General features: G+C 64.6%; 16 protein-coding genes. 13 read left to right on the top strand and 3 right to left on the bottom strand.

Features of this window, described 5'->3' with window-relative positions; translation table 11 throughout:
• Positions 1 to 240: 240 nt before the first annotated feature.
• The 11 genes from L288_RS26550 (at position 241) to L288_RS43590 (ending at position 8708) form a co-directional block, all read left to right on the top strand.
• A complete protein-coding gene (locus L288_RS26550) occupies positions 241 to 1185 on the top strand; it encodes a helix-turn-helix domain-containing protein (protein WP_021237182.1) in 945 nt (314 codons plus the stop codon).
• Between the two features lie 111 nt (positions 1186 to 1296).
• Positions 1297 to 1707: an RrF2 family transcriptional regulator gene (locus tag L288_RS26545; protein ID WP_031303982.1), complete on the top strand. Its 411-nt coding sequence runs from the start codon at positions 1297 to 1299 to the stop codon at positions 1705 to 1707.
• On the top strand, positions 1704 to 3188 hold the full coding sequence (gene sufB / locus L288_RS26540; RefSeq protein WP_021237180.1) for a Fe-S cluster assembly protein SufB: 1485 nt from the start codon (positions 1704 to 1706) through the stop codon (positions 3186 to 3188). The genes L288_RS26545 and sufB overlap by 4 nt, the downstream gene beginning before the upstream one ends.
• Positions 3189 to 3311: 123 nt before the next feature.
• On the top strand, positions 3312 to 3767 hold the full coding sequence (locus tag L288_RS26535; protein WP_021237179.1) for a hypothetical protein: 456 nt from the start codon (positions 3312 to 3314) through the stop codon (positions 3765 to 3767).
• 3 nt (positions 3768 to 3770) lie between these two features.
• Entirely contained in the window at positions 3771 to 4517 is a 747-nt protein-coding gene (gene sufC / locus L288_RS26530; protein WP_031303981.1) for a Fe-S cluster assembly ATPase SufC, read from the top strand.
• Positions 4518 to 4617: 100 nt separating this feature from the next.
• Entirely contained in the window at positions 4618 to 5370 is a 753-nt protein-coding gene (locus L288_RS26525) for a SufD family Fe-S cluster assembly protein (protein ID WP_021237177.1), read from the top strand.
• The gene (locus L288_RS26520; RefSeq protein WP_021237176.1) at positions 5367 to 6677 is read left to right on the top strand and encodes an aminotransferase class V-fold PLP-dependent enzyme; all 1311 of its coding nucleotides are present in this window, start codon (positions 5367 to 5369) and stop codon (positions 6675 to 6677) included. Before L288_RS26525 ends, L288_RS26520 begins: the two co-directional genes overlap by 4 nt.
• A complete protein-coding gene (locus L288_RS26515; protein ID WP_021237175.1) occupies positions 6670 to 7134 on the top strand; it encodes an SUF system Fe-S cluster assembly protein in 465 nt (154 codons plus the stop codon). The genes L288_RS26520 and L288_RS26515 overlap by 8 nt, the downstream gene beginning before the upstream one ends.
• Before the next feature lie 102 nt (positions 7135 to 7236).
• Positions 7237 to 7599: a HesB/IscA family protein gene (locus L288_RS26510; protein ID WP_021237174.1), complete on the top strand. Its 363-nt coding sequence runs from the start codon at positions 7237 to 7239 to the stop codon at positions 7597 to 7599.
• Positions 7600 to 7637: 38 nt separating this feature from the next.
• A complete protein-coding gene (locus tag L288_RS26505) occupies positions 7638 to 8444 on the top strand; it encodes a Rossmann-fold NAD(P)-binding domain-containing protein (protein WP_031303977.1) in 807 nt (268 codons plus the stop codon).
• Between the two features lie 87 nt (positions 8445 to 8531).
• The gene (locus tag L288_RS43590) at positions 8532 to 8708 is read left to right on the top strand and encodes a hypothetical protein (protein ID WP_021237172.1); all 177 of its coding nucleotides are present in this window, start codon (positions 8532 to 8534) and stop codon (positions 8706 to 8708) included.
• Between the two features lie 2 nt (positions 8709 to 8710).
• Here the strand turns inward: L288_RS43590 and L288_RS26500 are convergent, their stop codons facing one another.
• Both L288_RS26500 and L288_RS26495 read right to left on the bottom strand, forming a co-directional pair.
• On the bottom strand, positions 8711 to 9610 hold the full coding sequence (locus L288_RS26500) for a DMT family transporter (protein ID WP_021237171.1): 900 nt from the start codon (positions 9608 to 9610) through the stop codon (positions 8711 to 8713).
• A complete protein-coding gene (locus L288_RS26495; RefSeq protein ID WP_031303976.1) occupies positions 9607 to 10620 on the bottom strand; it encodes a threonine aldolase family protein in 1014 nt (337 codons plus the stop codon). Before L288_RS26495 ends, L288_RS26500 begins: the two co-directional genes overlap by 4 nt.
• Before the next feature lie 155 nt (positions 10621 to 10775).
• Here L288_RS26495 and L288_RS26490 point away from each other — a divergent pair, with 155 nt between their 5' ends.
• Positions 10776 to 11867 carry a branched-chain amino acid aminotransferase gene (locus L288_RS26490; protein ID WP_021237169.1) on the top strand — a complete coding sequence of 364 codons (1092 nt, stop codon included), beginning with the start codon at positions 10776 to 10778 and terminating at the stop codon, positions 11865 to 11867.
• 80 nt (positions 11868 to 11947) lie between these two features.
• Positions 11948 to 13156, top strand: a complete 1209-nt coding sequence (locus tag L288_RS26485; RefSeq protein ID WP_021237168.1) for an FAD-dependent monooxygenase — start codon at positions 11948 to 11950, stop codon at positions 13154 to 13156.
• 207 nt (positions 13157 to 13363) lie between these two features.
• Here L288_RS26485 and acs read toward each other — a convergent pair whose 3' ends face one another.
• Entirely contained in the window at positions 13364 to 15307 is a 1944-nt protein-coding gene (gene acs, locus L288_RS26480) for an acetate--CoA ligase (protein ID WP_021237167.1), read from the bottom strand.
• Between the last annotated feature and the right edge of the window lie 74 nt (positions 15308 to 15381).

Here is a 15381-nt window from a genome sequence, read left to right as displayed (position 1 = left end):
ATCTGACGTCCTGATTCGGCTCACAGAATGTCCGATCCATCCAATCATGATGGTCCGATTCGGACGTATGAACGGCCTGCGACCCGAAGGCTCTAGGCCCATTATGGCCGACGAGACCTTTCACTGGCCCGGTGGTGAAAACCACCGGGCCATTTTTTTGACGTAAGAAAAAGTGACCGCCATTCAGCATCGCTCTTGCGCGTTTCGCACTATGCCGCATAGTGTGACCAAGGGGTAAGTATGATCCGTCAATGGGGGGACGCGTCCGGGGCGACGCGCAATATTGCGGAACAGGAGGACGGTACGCCGCTCGCCTATACCATAGAAGCGGCCGACGGGCCTATCCGTCTTCAATATTTCGCTCCGCCTGAACATTTGCGCCGCTATTTCGGCTCTCTCTACCTGTTCAGTGAGACGCTCGACACTTACTCTGACGTAACGCGTGCGGACGTACCGCAATTACGCCTGATGCTGCAAGGTGGCGGACATTATAAGTTTCATGATGGAACGGTATTGGCCACGCCCGAAGTCTGCCTCCTTGGCCCGACGCTGGGCGCCACGCGCTTCCATCTGGAGGGGGCCGCCCGCGTTGTGGGCATGTCCCTGCTGCCTGCGGGCTGGATCAGCCTTCATGGTGGCGACGCCAGCGAAGAGGCTGATCGCCTCCAAAGTCTTGGCGGTGACGGGAACCGCGCGTTTGACGATCTGCTCCGCCAGTTGCGAACGATGGACGACCCGCAGGAAATGGTGGCCTTGTGCTGGTCTGTCCTTGCGGGCCTTGTCAAACCTTTGAGCGATGCGACATGGCGATTGCTCGAAGCTGTGGACAACTGGCTGATGGACGAAGGGTCGCCGCGCATCGAGACGCTGGCGCAGCGGACGGGCCTGTCGCCCAGGCAACTCGCTCGCCTCACCAACCGCTATTATGGATGTCCGCCAAAGCTGCTTGCCCGCAAATATCGCGCCTTGCGGTGCAGCGCGCGTATCGCGCTTGACCGGCATAGCTGGCAGGAATTGTGCGAAGACAGCCGCTTCTACGACCAGTCGCATTTCATACGGGAGATCAAGCATTTTATCGGCCTAACCCCCCATCAGTTGCAGAATGAGCCGTCCGCAGTGGCGCAGCTGACGCTGCTGCGCCGGTCGTTGGGGGGCGATGTGGCGGTGCTGAACCGCATGAGCTGAAGACAGCGCGAAAAATGCCTTGATTCCCTGAGCGGCCGGGACCACATGCGCAATCGGATTGATTCGATCCGATTTGAGAATGGTTCGCAAAGTGGAGCGCCGGCTGTCAGCATGAGGCTTTCGAGTTTTGCAGATTACGCAGTAGTATTGATGTCGGCCGCCGCCCGTCATTGCGGTGCGGCGCGCATGAATGCGACCACGCTCGCTGCCGAAACCGGAATCCCCCTGCCCACGGCGCAGAAGCTGGTGAGCCGCTTGTCGGCGGCGGGCCTGCTCGAATCCAGCCGGGGCACGGGCGGAGGAGTCCGCTTGTCGCGCCCGCCCGCAACGATCACGCTCGCCGATGTGGTGGAGGCGGTGGAAGGGCCCATCGCCATGACCGCCTGCTCGGAACAGGGCGCGCATGATTGCTTGCTGGAGCAGGACTGCCGGGTGCGGCCGCATATGAACATGGCGAACAATGCGATTCGCGAGGCGCTGGCAGGCGTCACCATCGCCAGCCTGACACGGGAAATGGCATGACCGAAGAGACGACGACCATTCGCAATCTGGAAGCCCATGAGGCTGCCGAGCGCGCATCCGCCTACGAACATGGCTGGTCCTCCGCCATCGAGCAGGACTTCGCGCCCAAGGGGCTGAACGAGGACACGGTCCGCTTCATTTCGGCCAAGAAGAAGGAGCCGGAATGGCTGCTGGAATGGCGGCTGAAGGCCTTCGCCATGTGGCAGCAGATGGAAGCGCCGGACTGGGCGAAGCTGAACATTCCGCCAATCGACTATCAGGACGCCTATTATTACGCCGAGCCCAAGAAGAAGGCGGAACTGGAGTCGCTGGACGAACTCGATCCCGAAATCCGCGCCACCTATGAAAAGCTGGGCATCCCGATCGCCGAGCAGGAAGTGCTGGCCGGGGTGAAGGGCAGCCGCAAGGTCGCGGTGGACGCCGTGTTCGACAGCGTGTCGGTCGCCACCACCTTCCGCAAGGAGCTGGAGGAAGCGGGCGTCATCTTCCGCTCGATCAGCGAGGCTGTGCGCGAATATCCGGATCTCGTGAAGAAGTGGCTGGGCAAGGTCGTGCCGATGCACGACAATTATTTCGCGACGCTCAACTGCGCTGTCTTTTCCGATGGCACCTTCGTCTACATCCCCAAAGGGGTGCGTTGCCCGATGGAGCTTAGCACCTATTTCCGCATCAATGCGGAGAATACGGGGCAGTTCGAACGCACGCTGATCGTCGCGGACGAGGGGAGCTATGTCAGCTATCTCGAAGGCTGCACCGCGCCGATGCGCGACGAGAACCAGCTTCACGCTGCGGTCGTGGAACTGGTCGCGCTGGACGATGCCGAGATCAAATATTCGACCGTCCAGAACTGGTATCCCGGCGACGAGAACGGCAAGGGCGGCATCTATAATTTCGTGACCAAGCGCGCGCTCTGCCAAGGGCGCAACAGCAAGGTCAGCTGGACCCAGGTCGAAACCGGCTCCGCCATCACCTGGAAATATCCAAGCTGCGTGCTGAACGGCGAGAACAGCGTCGGCGAATTCTACTCGGTGGCGCTGACCAACAATCTGCAACAGGCCGACACCGGCACGAAGATGATCCATAATGGCAAGGGATCGCGCTCTACCATCGTGTCCAAGGGCATTAGCGCGGGCCGTTCGAACAATACCTATCGGGGGCTGGTGCGCGTCGCGCCGGGCGCGGAGGGCGTGCGCAACTTCACCCAGTGCGACAGCCTGCTGCTGGGTGACCAATGCGGCGCGCATACCGTGCCCTATATCGAAGTGCGCAATCCGAGCGCCCAGATCGAGCATGAGGCGACGACGAGCAAGATCAGCGATGACCAGCTATTCTATGCGATGCAGCGCGGGCTGGATCAGGAAAGCGCGGTGTCGCTGATCGTCAACGGCTTCGCGCGTGAAGTGCTCCAGCAGCTACCGATGGAGTTCGCGGTCGAAGCGCAGAAGCTGCTGGGCATCAGCCTTGAGGGTAGCGTGGGATAATTTCCCGTCATGCCGGACTTGATCCGGCATCCATTGCTTCCCAAGCGATGTGGAGTGTGGGGGACGATGGATCCTGAAACAAGTTCAGGATAACGAGCGAATGAGAATTTGAAGGACTGAGACTTGAGCGACGAAGACGATATCCAGGATGCCCTCGCCGATTTTGCGGAGGATGTCGGCAATGGTCAGGCGTGGACCGCCGCCATACGCATCCTGACCGAGGATTATGATCTGGAAGAGGGTGAGCTGGAAGCGCGGGCGCGCAAGGATTTCGGTGATCTCGACGCTTATCAGGCGGAATGCCGCGCGTCGCTGGAGAAGGGTGACGCCGCCTTTGCCGAGCGCCTCAAGACCGACAAGGCCTTTCACAAGGCGAAGGCTCCTAACCTCGCCCGCATGGGGCCGGTGACGGAATTCGTGACCGGCGTGCTGGAAAAGGGCGCGCCGGAACCGGGAGCCGACTGGTGGCCCTATATGCCCATCAAGCGCCATATCGACACGCTGTTCCCCGCGCCGGGCGATGTGCGCGACATGGCCTTCTGGACCGCGCGGACTTTGCAGCGCGCGCATAAGGGTTGAATGATGCTGACGATCGACAATCTCACGAATGAAATCGACGGCAAGAAGATCCTGAAGGGTCTGTCGCTTTCCATCAATACAGGCGAGATCCATGCGATCATGGGTCCCAACGGCGCGGGCAAGTCGACGCTCGCCTATACGCTGGGCGGCCGCCCCGGTTACGAGGTGACCGGCGGCAGCGCGACGTTCGAGGGGCAGGACCTGTTCGAACTGGAGCCGTACGAGCGCGCTGCCGCAGGGCTGTTCCTGGGTTTCCAATATCCGGTCGAGATACCCGGCGTGTCCAACCTGCAATTCCTGCGGGAAAGCCTGAACAGCCAGCGCAAGGCGCGAGGGCAGGAGCCCCTGTCGGGCGGCGAGTTCATCAAGCTCGCCAAGGAAAAGGCGGGGCTGCTGGGGCTGGACATGGAGATGTTGAAGCGCCCGGTGAATGTCGGCTTTTCCGGCGGCGAGAAGAAGCGCGCCGAGATGGTGCAGATGGGCATTCTCGACCCCAAGCTGGCGATATTGGACGAGACGGACTCGGGCCTCGACATCGATGCGCTCAAGATCGTGGGGTCCGGCATCAATGCCATCATGCGCAAGCCCGGCAAGGCGGTGCTGCTGATCACCCATTATCAGCGGCTGCTCGATTATGTGAAGCCCGACTATGTGCATGTCCTCGCCGCGGGCCGGATCGTGAAGTCGGGCGGCCCGGAACTCGCGCTGGAACTGGAGCGCGAAGGCTATGCCGAGGTGGTTGCGGCGTGAGGGGTTCCAAACAACAGCCGTTCGCTTCGAGCGAAGTCGAGAAGCGGGAAGCGCTGTGCCTGCGTTTCTCGACTGCGCTCGAAACGAACGGAGGTGGGGAATGAACGCGCTCACCCTCCCCACGCGCAAGGCGGAAGAATGGCGCTATAGCGACCTAGATGCGCTGGCGGCCATCTGGCCCCTGCCTGCCCCGGAGCGCATCGATGTGGCGGCCGGCGAAAGCTCGCGCCATCATCTGTTGCAGGATGCGGCGGACGGCGCGGCGGCGGTGCATGATTATGTGATCACCGTCGCTGATGGCGCGCGGTGCGATTTTCATGTGCTGAACGTGGGCGGCAAGCTGGGCCGCGTGACCTTCACCGTGACGCTGGGCAAGGGCGCGCATTTCGAGTTGAACGGCGCGATCATCGGCGGCGGGGATCAGGTGCTGGAAATCATCACCTCCGTCACCCATGCGCAGCCGGACGCGACCAGCGGGCAGACGATCCGTTCGATCCTGGGCCAGCGCGCGACGGGCAGCTATCTTGGCTCGATCAACGTGGCGCGGGACGCGCAGCGCACCGATGCCTTCCAGTCGGTCAAGGCGATGCTGCTCGACCGCACGGCGACGGCCAACGCCAAGCCGGAGCTGGAAATCTATGCCGATGACGTGAAATGCGCCCATGGCGCGACAGTGGGCGAGTTGGACAGGCAGGCGCTGTTCTACATGGCCTCGCGCGGGATGGACCCGGCGACGGCCAAGACGCTGCTGCTGAAGGCGTTCGTCGCGGGCGTGTTCGACGATGTGGCGGACGAGGCGGTGAAGGACCGGCTGGAAGCGGCCGCGCTGGCCAAGCTGGAGGCGCTGGTATGAGCGAAGACACCAAGCCGCCGTTCGGCCTGAGCCTATCGAAGCCCGCCGCTGAGCGTGGCGAAGCGCCTTCGGCAAACGCGGGTGGGCCCTTCGACAAGCTCAGGACGAACGATGTTCTGAGTTTGCGCCAGGACTTCCCCGGCGTCGGCAACTGGCATTATCTCGACAGCGCCGCCACCGCGCAGAAGCCGAGCGCCGTCATCGAAGCCATCGCCCGCGCCTATGGGCCGGACTATGCGACGGTGCATCGCGGCGTTTATGAACGCTCCGCCAACATGACGCTCGCCTATGAAGCCGCGCGGCGGAAGGTGGCGGGCTTCATCAACGCGCAGTCGGACAGTGAAATCGTCTATGTCCGCGGCGCGACCGAGGGCATCAACCTCGTGGCGCATAGCTGGGCGGCGACACAACTCAAGAGCGGGGATCGCATCCTGCTGTCCATGCTGGAGCATCACAGCAACATCGTTCCCTGGCAGATCGTGGCGGAGCAGGTTGGCGCGCAGATCGATGTCGTGCCGCTGACGGCGGACGGCAAGATCGACCTGGACGCGATGCAGGCCATGATCACGCCCGCCCACAAGATGGTGGCGCTGGCCCATGTGTCGAACGTGCTGGGCAGCGTCCTCGACGTCCGCCGCGCTGCTGACATCGCGCACGGCGCCGGGGCGAAGATATTGATCGACGGGTGCCAGGCCGTGCCGCGCCTGAGTGTCGATGTGCAGGCGCTGGACTGCGATTTCTACGTCTTTTCCGCGCACAAGCTCTATGGCCCGACGGGCATCGGCGTGCTGTGGGGGCGCAAGCCATTGCTCGACGCCATGCCCCCTTATCAGGGCGGCGGATCGATGATCGACAAGGTGACGTTCGAGAAGACGACCTATGCCCCGGCGCCCACCCGGTTCGAGGCGGGGACGCCGCATATCACCGGCGTGGTCGGCCTGTCGGCGGCGATCGACTATGTGCAGGCGATCGGTCTGGAGGCGATCCACGCCCATGAATGCACGCTGGTCGGCAAGGCCCGTGCGGCGCTGGAAGGCATCAACAGCGTGCGCGTCTTCGGCCCGGAGGACAGCGCGGGCATCCTCTCCTTCGAAGTGGAGGGGGTGCATCCGCACGATGTCGGCACCATATTGGACGAAACGGGCGTCGCCATCCGGGCGGGGCATCATTGCGCGCAGCCGCTGATGCGCCATCTGGGCGTGGAGGCGACCGCGCGGGCCAGCTTTGGCATCTACAGCGACGACAGCGATGTGGATGCGCTGGTCAAGGGCATAGAACGGGTAAGGAAGATCTTCGCCAATGACTGAGACGAACTCCGGCGAGCGGAAGATTTTGGTGGAAGAGGTCGACACGGTGGAAACCCCGCCCAAGTCGCGCGTCGAAGAGGCGCCGCGCCAGCGCGACTATCTCGACGGCTTTCTGGCGCAGAAACCGGCCGAAGTTCCTGCGGGCGAGCCGGGCGGCAATCTTTATGACGCGATCATCGATGCGCTCAAGGAAATCTATGATCCTGAGATTCCGGTGAACATCTACGACCTGGGACTCGTCTACGGCGTTGATGTGACGGAAGACGGTCATGCCGTCGTGACGATGACGCTGACGACGCCGCATTGCCCCGTCGCGGAATCCATGCCGGGCGAGGTGGAACTGCGCGTCGGCGCCGTGCCGGGCGTGGGCGATGCGCAGGTGAACCTCGTCTGGGACCCGCCATGGGACCCGCAAAAGATGTCGGACGAGGCGAAGCTGGAATTGGGGATGCTATAATTCCCCTCCCTTTCAAGGGAGGGTTCAGGGGCCTGTAAGGCGGCGTTCCTGACAGGCCCTCCCCCGGCCCCTTCCGCCAGCGGGAGGGGAGAGGAGTTGAGAATGACCGAAACGACGACCAAGACCCGCGCCCGCCCTGCCGCCGTCATCCTGACGCCAGCGGCGGAGCAACGCATCGCGGACCTGATGGCCCAGGCGCCCGAAGGCACGATCGGCGTCAAGCTGTCGACGCCGCGCCGGGGCTGTTCGGGCCTCGCTTACTCCGTCGATTATGTGACGGAGGAAGCCCGGTTCGACGAGAAGATCGAAACGCCCGGCGGCACCTTCTACATCGATGGCGCTTCGGTGCTGTATCTGGTTGGATCGACGATGGACTGGGTAGAGGACGACTTCACCGCCGGTTTCGTCTTCAACAATCCCAATGCCAAGGGAAGCTGCGGCTGCGGCGAGAGCTTTACCGTCTGAACCACAGCGTTGCTGCCTGCGCGGGAGGGGGAGGAATGATGCCGCATCTGCTCATCCTCGGCATGGGTTATACCGCGTCCCGCATGGCCGCGCGCCTGCGTGGCGAGGCATGGCAGGTCACCGGCGTCCGCCGGGCCGCCGATGACGATGCCCTTGCTTTCCACGACGAAAGCGCCGTGCGCGCCAGCATCGCGCGGGCGACGCACATCCTGTCTTCCGTCCCGCCGGAGGGGGAAGGCGATCCGGTTCTCACCCGCTACGCAGATGCCATCGCCGCCGCGCCAGCCATCTGGAGCGGCTATCTTTCCTCCACCGGAGTCTATGGCGATGCGGCAGGGGCGTGGGTCGATGAGGCCAGCCCGACCGGATCGGACCGGCGCGCCGCGCGGGTGAAAGCGGACAGGGACTGGCGCGGGCTTCGCGCCGATCTGCGCTGCTTCCGCCTGCCCGGCATCTATGGTCCCCGCCGGTCAGCGATCGATCGCGTGCGAGAGGGCAAGGCGCATCGCGTCGACCTTCCCGGCCAGATATTCAGCCGCATCCATGTCGACGACATCGTCACCGGCATTATCGCGTCCTTCAGCGGGCCACCGGGCATCTACAATCTGGCCGATGACCTGCCCTGTGCGCAAAACCGGCTGGTGGAGGCCGCCTGCGGCCTGCTCAACCAGCCCCTGCCGCCGCTCCAGACGCTGGAAGAGGCGCGGCTTTCCTCCATGGCGCGGTCCTTCTACGCCGAAAACCGGCGAGTCGCGAACGGCCGCGCCAAGCGGCTGCTGGGCTGGTCGCCGCGCTATCCGACCTACCGCGAAGGACTGGCCGCTTGCCTTGCCGAGAGCGGGTAGACCGGTTCGGCGCAAAGCCGCCCTATCGCTTACGTCTCGTTAACCAACAGCCGCCATGGATGGTCCCATCAGTTCACGGGGACCGCCATGGATCGCATCGAGCATGTTTTCGCCGCCGTCAGCCATCGCATGAACAGCATGGCCGCGCCCGGCCGCCCCGCTGGCGCGCCCGAACCGCTATCCAGCCTGATCGCCAGGGTGAACGTGGCCAAGCGGCTGTACGAACCGGGCATGGGCCTGGCTGGACCGACGCGGCTCGACTAAGCTCAACCGGCCTTCGACCGCAGCGCGATCGCCATGCCGGCGACCGCCAGCAGCCCGCCCGCCATGCTGAGCGGCGTCCAGCGATAGCCTTCCGTCACGGTGGAAATGAGCATGGCGATCACGGGTATCAGCACGCTGGTATAAGCCGCCCTGCCTGCCCCCATGCGCTGGATCAGCTGGAAATAGAGCGGGAAGGTGACGACCGATCCCGCAATCCCCAGCCAGGCGATGCCGAACAGATAACCGGCGCGCCACTCCATCACCGGCGGGCCGACCGTGATCCATGCATAAAGCGCGTCGACCGCGCTGCCGGTCAGCATGGCCCATGTCAGCACCGCCACCATCGGAAGGCGGCGGGCGATGTCCATGCCCTGCATGACATTCGCGGCCGAGGCGCTGAACAGCCCCGCAGCGCTCAGGCCGATACCCAGCAGCACCGCGTCGGCTGACACGGGCGCGGCGCGATATTCGCGCAGCAGCAGCATGGCGATCCCGGCGATCGCGATCAGCGATCCAAGGATGAAGGACCGGCTGACCGGCTGGCGAAAGGCGATCCAGGCGAGGATGCTGTTGGGGATCAGCAGCAGGGCATAGACGGTCGCGACGACGCCGGAGGTAAGATAATGTTCGGCCCGGTAGACGAAGTTGAAGTTGAGCACGAACTGCGCCAGCCCCAGCAAGGCCGCGAAAGCGACGCCCGGCCATGGCAGCGCCAGCGGCACGCGCCGCATCCGGGCGAACAGCGCCATGCCGATCCCGCCCAGAAGGAAGCGGTAGCAGACCGACCAGCTGGGCGGAACGGCGGCCAACTGGTCGCGGATCACGATCCAGGTCGAGCTCCAGATCAGCACCACCAGCAGGAAGGGGATGACGATGCCGCGATTCGCGCTGCCTTCCATCATCCCAGCGCCCTTAGCGCATCGGCCATGGGCTGCACGCTGGCGCTGTCCTGCGACCAGTTGGTGACGAGCCGCGCCGCGCCTTCGCCCCAATCGTGGAAGTCGAATCCCTGGGCGCGCAGCGTCGCGGCCTCCGCAGGGGTGAGGCGGATGAACAGTTCATTGGCCTCGACCGGGTGCATCAACCGGCCCGCCGCGGCCCCGCCAAGGGCCTGGGCGGCGGCGTTGGCGGCGCGGGCGTTGGCCAGCCACAGCCCGTCTTCGACCATGGCGAGCAACTGGGCGGCGAGATAGCGGCCCTTGGACAGCAGATGCCCGCCCCGCTTGCGCCAGCGCTCCGCCTCCGCCGCGCGCGCCGCCGCTTCCGGGCCGAAGAAGATCAAGGCTTCTCCCACCATGCCGCCATTCTTGACGCTGCCGAACGACAAAATGTCGACGCCCGCCCGCCAGGTCAGGTCGGCGGGGTGACAGCCAATTGACGCCACCGCATTGGCGAAGCGGGCCCCATCCATGTGCAGCCCCAGCCCGTGATCGTGGGCCAGAGCCCCCAGCGCAGCGACCTCATCGGGCGTATAGACAAGGCCATATTCGGTCGCCTGCGTGATGCTGATCGCGCGGGCGGGGACCTGATGCACGTCCGGGCGGATAAGGGCCAGCCGGTCCCTGACCGCTTCCACCTGCAATTTCGCGCCCGTGCCCGGCAGCGTCATCAGCGTCGCGCCATGGGTGTAGAAGCCGGGCGCGCCGCATTCGTCCACCACGACATGCGCTTCCTCATGGCATATCACCCCGCCAAAGGGCGGGCACAGGCACGCCAGCGCGATGCTGTTGGCGGCGGTGCCGGTGGTGATCCACAACGCCTTCACCGGCGCATCGAACAGGGCGGAAAAGGCGGCATCCAGCTTCGCCGTCCATGCATCGCCATCATAGCCATGATCCGCTTGATCGGCGGCTGCGATCGCCGCCATCACCCTAGGGCAGACAGGTGTCGCATTGTCGGAAAAAAAGTGCATGGGCGGGGAATAGAGGGCAGACCGGATCGCGCCAAGATGCCAGCATGTGCCGACCGGACCTTTCGATGCCGCAACAAATGGGTCAGTATTAATGACCCATTGTTTCAGCGCGCCGTTTGTGACATAGGCGGCCGCTATTCCAAGGAGCAACCAACATGGACGTCCAGCAGAAGTCGCGCTTCACCGTCAATCCGAGCAGCAAGGCTGTATCGGCTGACCAGCGCGCGGTACTGCTGGAGGATCCTGGGTTCGGCCGCCTGTTCACCGATCATATGGTGACGATCCGCTATACCGAGGGGCAGGGCTGGCACAGCCATAGCGTCGGCCCGCGCGAACCGTTCCAGATGGACCCGGCCTGCGCCGTCCTGCACTATGCGCAGGAAATCTTCGAAGGCATGAAGGCTTACCGGCTGGCCGATGGCAGCATCGCCATGTTCCGGCCGGAGGAAAATGCCCGCCGCTTCGCCGAATCGGCCGAACGGCTGGCGATGCCGGTGCTGCCGGAGGATATCTTCCTGGAGGCGGCCGAGGAGCTGGTGAAGATCGATGCCGACTGGATTCCCGGTGGCGAAGGCAGCCTTTATCTGCGGCCCTTCATGTTCGCCAGCGAGACATTCCTGGGCGTGCGGCCATCGGCGGAATATATTTTCTGCGTCATCGCCTCCCCAGCGGGCGCCTATTTCAAGGGCGGCAAGAAAGCGGTCACGCTCTGGGTGTCCGAACATTATACGCGCGCGGCGCGGGGTGGCACCGGCGCGGCCAAATGCGGGGGCAACTATGCCGCCAGCCTCGTCGCTCAGGCCGAAGCCAGCAGGCATGGCTGCGATCAGGTCGTATTCCTCGACGCTGCCGAACATAAATGGGTCGAGGAACTGGGCGGCATGAACGTCTTCTTCGTGATGGACGATGGATCGCTGGTGACGCCGCCGCTGGGCGGCACGATCCTGCCCGGCATAACCCGCGACAGCATCATCAAGCTCGCCCGCAGCAAGGGGCATGAGGTGCGCGAGGAGCCCTACAGCTTCGGACAATGGCGCGCCGACGCCGCCAGCGGCAAGCTGCGCGAGGCCTTCGCCTGCGGCACGGCCGCGGTCGTGACCGCGATCGGTACGGTCAAGAGCGTTGAGGGCGACTTCACCATCGGCAACGGCGAAGGCGGGCTGGTGACCGAAGCGCTGCGCGCCGAACTGACCGGCATTCAGCGCGGCACCGTGGCCGATCCTTCGGGCTGGGTGCGCAAGCTGTAAGCTGGCCTGATGTGCTCCTGCCTTGCGCAGGAGCGCCGTCGCCGCTTCCCAATCGGCCCGCGAGCGCCTAGAAGAAGCCCATGCAACGCTTCGACGTCGTCATCTTGGGCGGGGGCCTTGTCGGGCTGACCCTGGGCATCGCTTTGTCAGGACATGGCGTGCGCTGTGCCGTGATCGACCCTGCCGATCCGGTGGAAACCGCGTCGGCAAGCTTCGACGGGCGGGTTTCGGCCATATCCTCCACCAGCTATGCCATGCTGTCCGCCATTGGCGTGGGTGAGCGGCTGGAGGGGAAGGGGTGCCCGATCGATCGCATCTGGGTAAGCGACGGGCTGGAGCCGGGCGCGCTCGACTTCGCGCCTGACGAGGATGACGGGGTGATGGGGATCATGTTCCCCAATCGCGACCTGCGCATCGCGCTGGCGCAGACGGCGGAGCAGTGCGGCAATCTGGTCCGGTTCCAGCCTGACAAAGCCGCCCATGTCGATCGCAATGCCGATGGTGTCAGCGTGACCCTTGCCAGCGGTCAGACGATCCGCGGCGCGCTGCTGGTCGGGGCCGAAGGCCGCAACAGCCCGACACGCGAGGCGGCGGGCATCCGCACGACCCGCTGGAACTACAAGCATGCCGCGATGGTGACGGCCATCGATCATGAGGTGCCGCACGCCAACACCGCCTATGAGATTTTCTATCCCGGCGGCCCCTTCGCGCTGCTGCCGATGCTGCCGGGCACGCGATCGGCGGTCGTGTGGACGGTGCCCACGGACCAGGCCCCCGCGATGCTGAAACTGTCCGAACGCGCATGGCTGGCCGAAGCGCAAAAGCGGATCGGCGGCTTTCTGGGTGAAATTGCACTGGCGGGGCCGCGTTCCTCCTATCCGCTGGGTTTCCACCATGCGGCCCGCATCACGGACACGCGCCTTGCCCTGGTCGGCGACAGCGCGCACGCGATTCATCCCATTGCCGGGCAGGGCCTGAACCTTGGCCTGCGCGACGTCGCGGCGCTGACGCAGGTGGTGGTGGAAGGCATGCGCCTTGGTCTCGACCCCGGCGACGCGCAACTGCTGACCCGTTATCAGCGCTGGCGCGGCATGGATACGCTGTCGGTCAGCGTCGCGATGGACGGGCTGGTCCGGCTGTTCGACGTGCCGGGGCGGATTCCGTCAGCAATACGCCGGTTCGGGCTGGCGGCGGTGCAGCGCACCTCTCTGCTCAAGAACCGCTTCATGGCCGAAGCACGGGGCGAATCAGGCGCGCTGCCGCGTCTCCTGACCGGCGAGATGGTCTAGGCCGCTTGAGCGGCGGGATTGTTGATTTAACGCGCTAAGGATAGTGCAGATTTTCCCGCCGCTCTGAGCCTGTCGAACGGGGGCTTTCTTCAGGGAAGAAGGCTTCGGCAAGCTCAGCCCGGACGGGTTGGGTGATCTTCAGATTGCGGGGAATCGTCGCGACAGTTCGGCGGCGCTCCCGCTTTGCAGGAGCACCGCCGCCCGTCCTCAACCCTGCCGGTTCGCCACCAGATCGTCCACGACGGACGGGTCGGCGAGCGTGCTGGTGTCGCCCAGCGCCTGCGCCGACACTTCGCCCTCGGCGATCTTGCGCAGGATGCGCCGCATGATCTTGCCCGACCGGGTCTTGGGCAGGCCGGGCGCGAACTGGATGACGTCCGGCGTGGCGATCGGACCGATTTCGGAGCGGACCCAGTTGACCAGCGTCTTGCGCAGTTCCTCGCCCGGCTGTTCACCGCTGTTCAGCGTGACATAGGCGTAGATGCCCTGACCCTTGATGTCGTGGGGGAAGCCGACCACGGCCGCTTCGGCCACGGCTTCATGCAGCACCAGCGCGCTTTCGACTTCCGCCGTGCCCATGCGGTGGCCCGACACGTTGATGACGTCATCGACGCGCCCGGTGATCCAGTAATAGCCGTCCGCGTCGCGCCGCGCCCCGTCGCCGGTCGTATATTTGCCGGGGAAGGTGGTGAAGTAGGTCTGGAAGAAGCGCTCATGATCGCCCCAGACGGTGCGCATCTGCCCCGGCCAGCTTTGCGCGATGACCAGATTGCCTTCGGCCGGGCCTTCCAACACATGGCCCTCGCCATCCACGATCTGCGGCACCACGCCCGGCATCGGCAGGGTGGCGGAACCGGGCTTGAGGTCCGTCGCCCCCGGCATCGGCGCGATCATCGCCGCCCCCGTTTCCGTCTGCCACCATGTATCGATGATCGGGCAGCGGTCCTCGCCAACGACATGATGATACCAGCGCCACGCTTCGGGATTGATCGGCTCGCCCACCGTGCCCAGCAGGCGCAGCGACTTGCGGCTGGTGCGGGTCACATAATCGTCGCCCTCCTTCATCAGCGCGCGCAGGGCGGTGGGCGCGGTGAACAGGGTCTGCACCTGATGGCGGTCCACCACTTCCCAGATGCGGCTGGGCGTCGGGTGGTTGGGCACGCCTTCATACATCAGCGTGGTCGCGCCGTTCGCCAGCGGACCATAGACGATATAGCTGTGGCCCGTGACCCAGCCGATGTCCGCCGCGCACCAGTAGATGTCGCCGGGGCGATAGTCGAAGCACAGTTCATGGGTCAGGCTGGCCCACAGCAGATAGCCGCCGGTCGTGTGCAGCACGCCCTTGGGCTTGCCGGTGGAACCGGAGGTATAGAGGATGAACAGCGGGTCTTCCGCATTCATGGGTTCGGGCGGGCAATCGGCGGGCACATTGGCGGCCGCTTCGTGCAGCCAGACATCGCGGCCTTCGGCCATGCCGACGTTGCCGCCGGTCGCCTGCACCACGACGACCTTGCGGACGCTGGGGCAATCCTTGAGCGCCGCGTCGACATTCGCCTTCAACGGCACCTTCTTGCCAGCGCGGCAGCCTTCGTCGGCGGTGATGACCAGCGTCGAATCGCAATCGATGATCCGGCCCGCCAATGCCTCTGGCGAAAAGCCGCCGAAGACGACGCTGTGGATGGCGCCGATCCGGGCACAGGCGAGCAGCGCGAAGGCGGCCTCCGGGATCATCGGCAGATATATGGTGATGCGGTCGCCCTTTTTCGCGCCCGCCTCTTTCAGGACATTGGCGAGGCGGCACACTTCCTCATGCACCTGGCGGTAGGTGTAGCGGCGCGGCTGGGCCTCGGGGGAATCGGGTTCCCAGATGATCGCCGTCTGGTCACCCCGGTCCGCAAGATGCCGGTCGATGCAGTTGGCGCTGACGTTGAGGACGCCGTCAGCGAACCATTTCACGCCGAAGTCGGCCTCGGCAAAGCTGCTTTCGTTGGTCCTGGTGGGAAAATTCACCCAGTCCAGCCGCTTGGCGCGGTCCAGCCAGTAGGCATCGGGTTCTTCGATCGAGCGACGATAATCTGCCGCGCGTCCATCCCGGTCGAGCAGCGCAGAGGCGGCCCATTCAGAAGGGACGGGGAAAAAATCGTCAGACATCAGGCATCCTTTCCGTTGCGAACTCCGCGCTCTGGAGACCTCTAGAGCCACATTGCGGCGACCGGAAGTGCGGA

The organism is Sphingobium quisquiliarum P25, from assembly GCF_000445065.1.
Taxonomy (GTDB): Bacteria; Pseudomonadota; Alphaproteobacteria; order Sphingomonadales; family Sphingomonadaceae; genus Sphingobium; species Sphingobium quisquiliarum.
The sequence above is the reverse complement of the archived record's forward strand: the minus strand, read 5'-3'. Positions and strand labels throughout refer to the sequence as shown.

Coding starts and splice junctions, on each gene's coding strand:
- L288_RS26550 (WP_021237182.1), top strand. CDS start 241: ATGATCCGTCAATGGGGGGACGCGTCCGGGGCGACGCGCAATATTGCG.
- L288_RS26545 (WP_031303982.1), top strand. CDS start 1,297: ATGAGGCTTTCGAGTTTTGCAGATTACGCAGTAGTATTGATGTCGGCC.
- sufB (WP_021237180.1), top strand. CDS start 1,704: ATGACCGAAGAGACGACGACCATTCGCAATCTGGAAGCCCATGAGGCT.
- sufC (WP_031303981.1), top strand. CDS start 3,771: ATGCTGACGATCGACAATCTCACGAATGAAATCGACGGCAAGAAGATC.
- L288_RS26525 (WP_021237177.1), top strand. CDS start 4,618: ATGAACGCGCTCACCCTCCCCACGCGCAAGGCGGAAGAATGGCGCTAT.
- L288_RS26520 (WP_021237176.1), top strand. CDS start 5,367: ATGAGCGAAGACACCAAGCCGCCGTTCGGCCTGAGCCTATCGAAGCCC.
- L288_RS26515 (WP_021237175.1), top strand. CDS start 6,670: ATGACTGAGACGAACTCCGGCGAGCGGAAGATTTTGGTGGAAGAGGTC.
- L288_RS26510 (WP_021237174.1), top strand. CDS start 7,237: ATGACCGAAACGACGACCAAGACCCGCGCCCGCCCTGCCGCCGTCATC.
- L288_RS26505 (WP_031303977.1), top strand. CDS start 7,638: ATGCCGCATCTGCTCATCCTCGGCATGGGTTATACCGCGTCCCGCATG.
- L288_RS43590 (WP_021237172.1), top strand. CDS start 8,532: ATGGATCGCATCGAGCATGTTTTCGCCGCCGTCAGCCATCGCATGAAC.
- L288_RS26500 (WP_021237171.1), bottom strand. CDS start 9,610: ATGATGGAAGGCAGCGCGAATCGCGGCATCGTCATCCCCTTCCTGCTG.
- L288_RS26495 (WP_031303976.1), bottom strand. CDS start 10,620: ATGCACTTTTTTTCCGACAATGCGACACCTGTCTGCCCTAGGGTGATG.
- L288_RS26490 (WP_021237169.1), top strand. CDS start 10,776: ATGGACGTCCAGCAGAAGTCGCGCTTCACCGTCAATCCGAGCAGCAAG.
- L288_RS26485 (WP_021237168.1), top strand. CDS start 11,948: ATGCAACGCTTCGACGTCGTCATCTTGGGCGGGGGCCTTGTCGGGCTG.
- acs (WP_021237167.1), bottom strand. CDS start 15,307: ATGTCTGACGATTTTTTCCCCGTCCCTTCTGAATGGGCCGCCTCTGCG.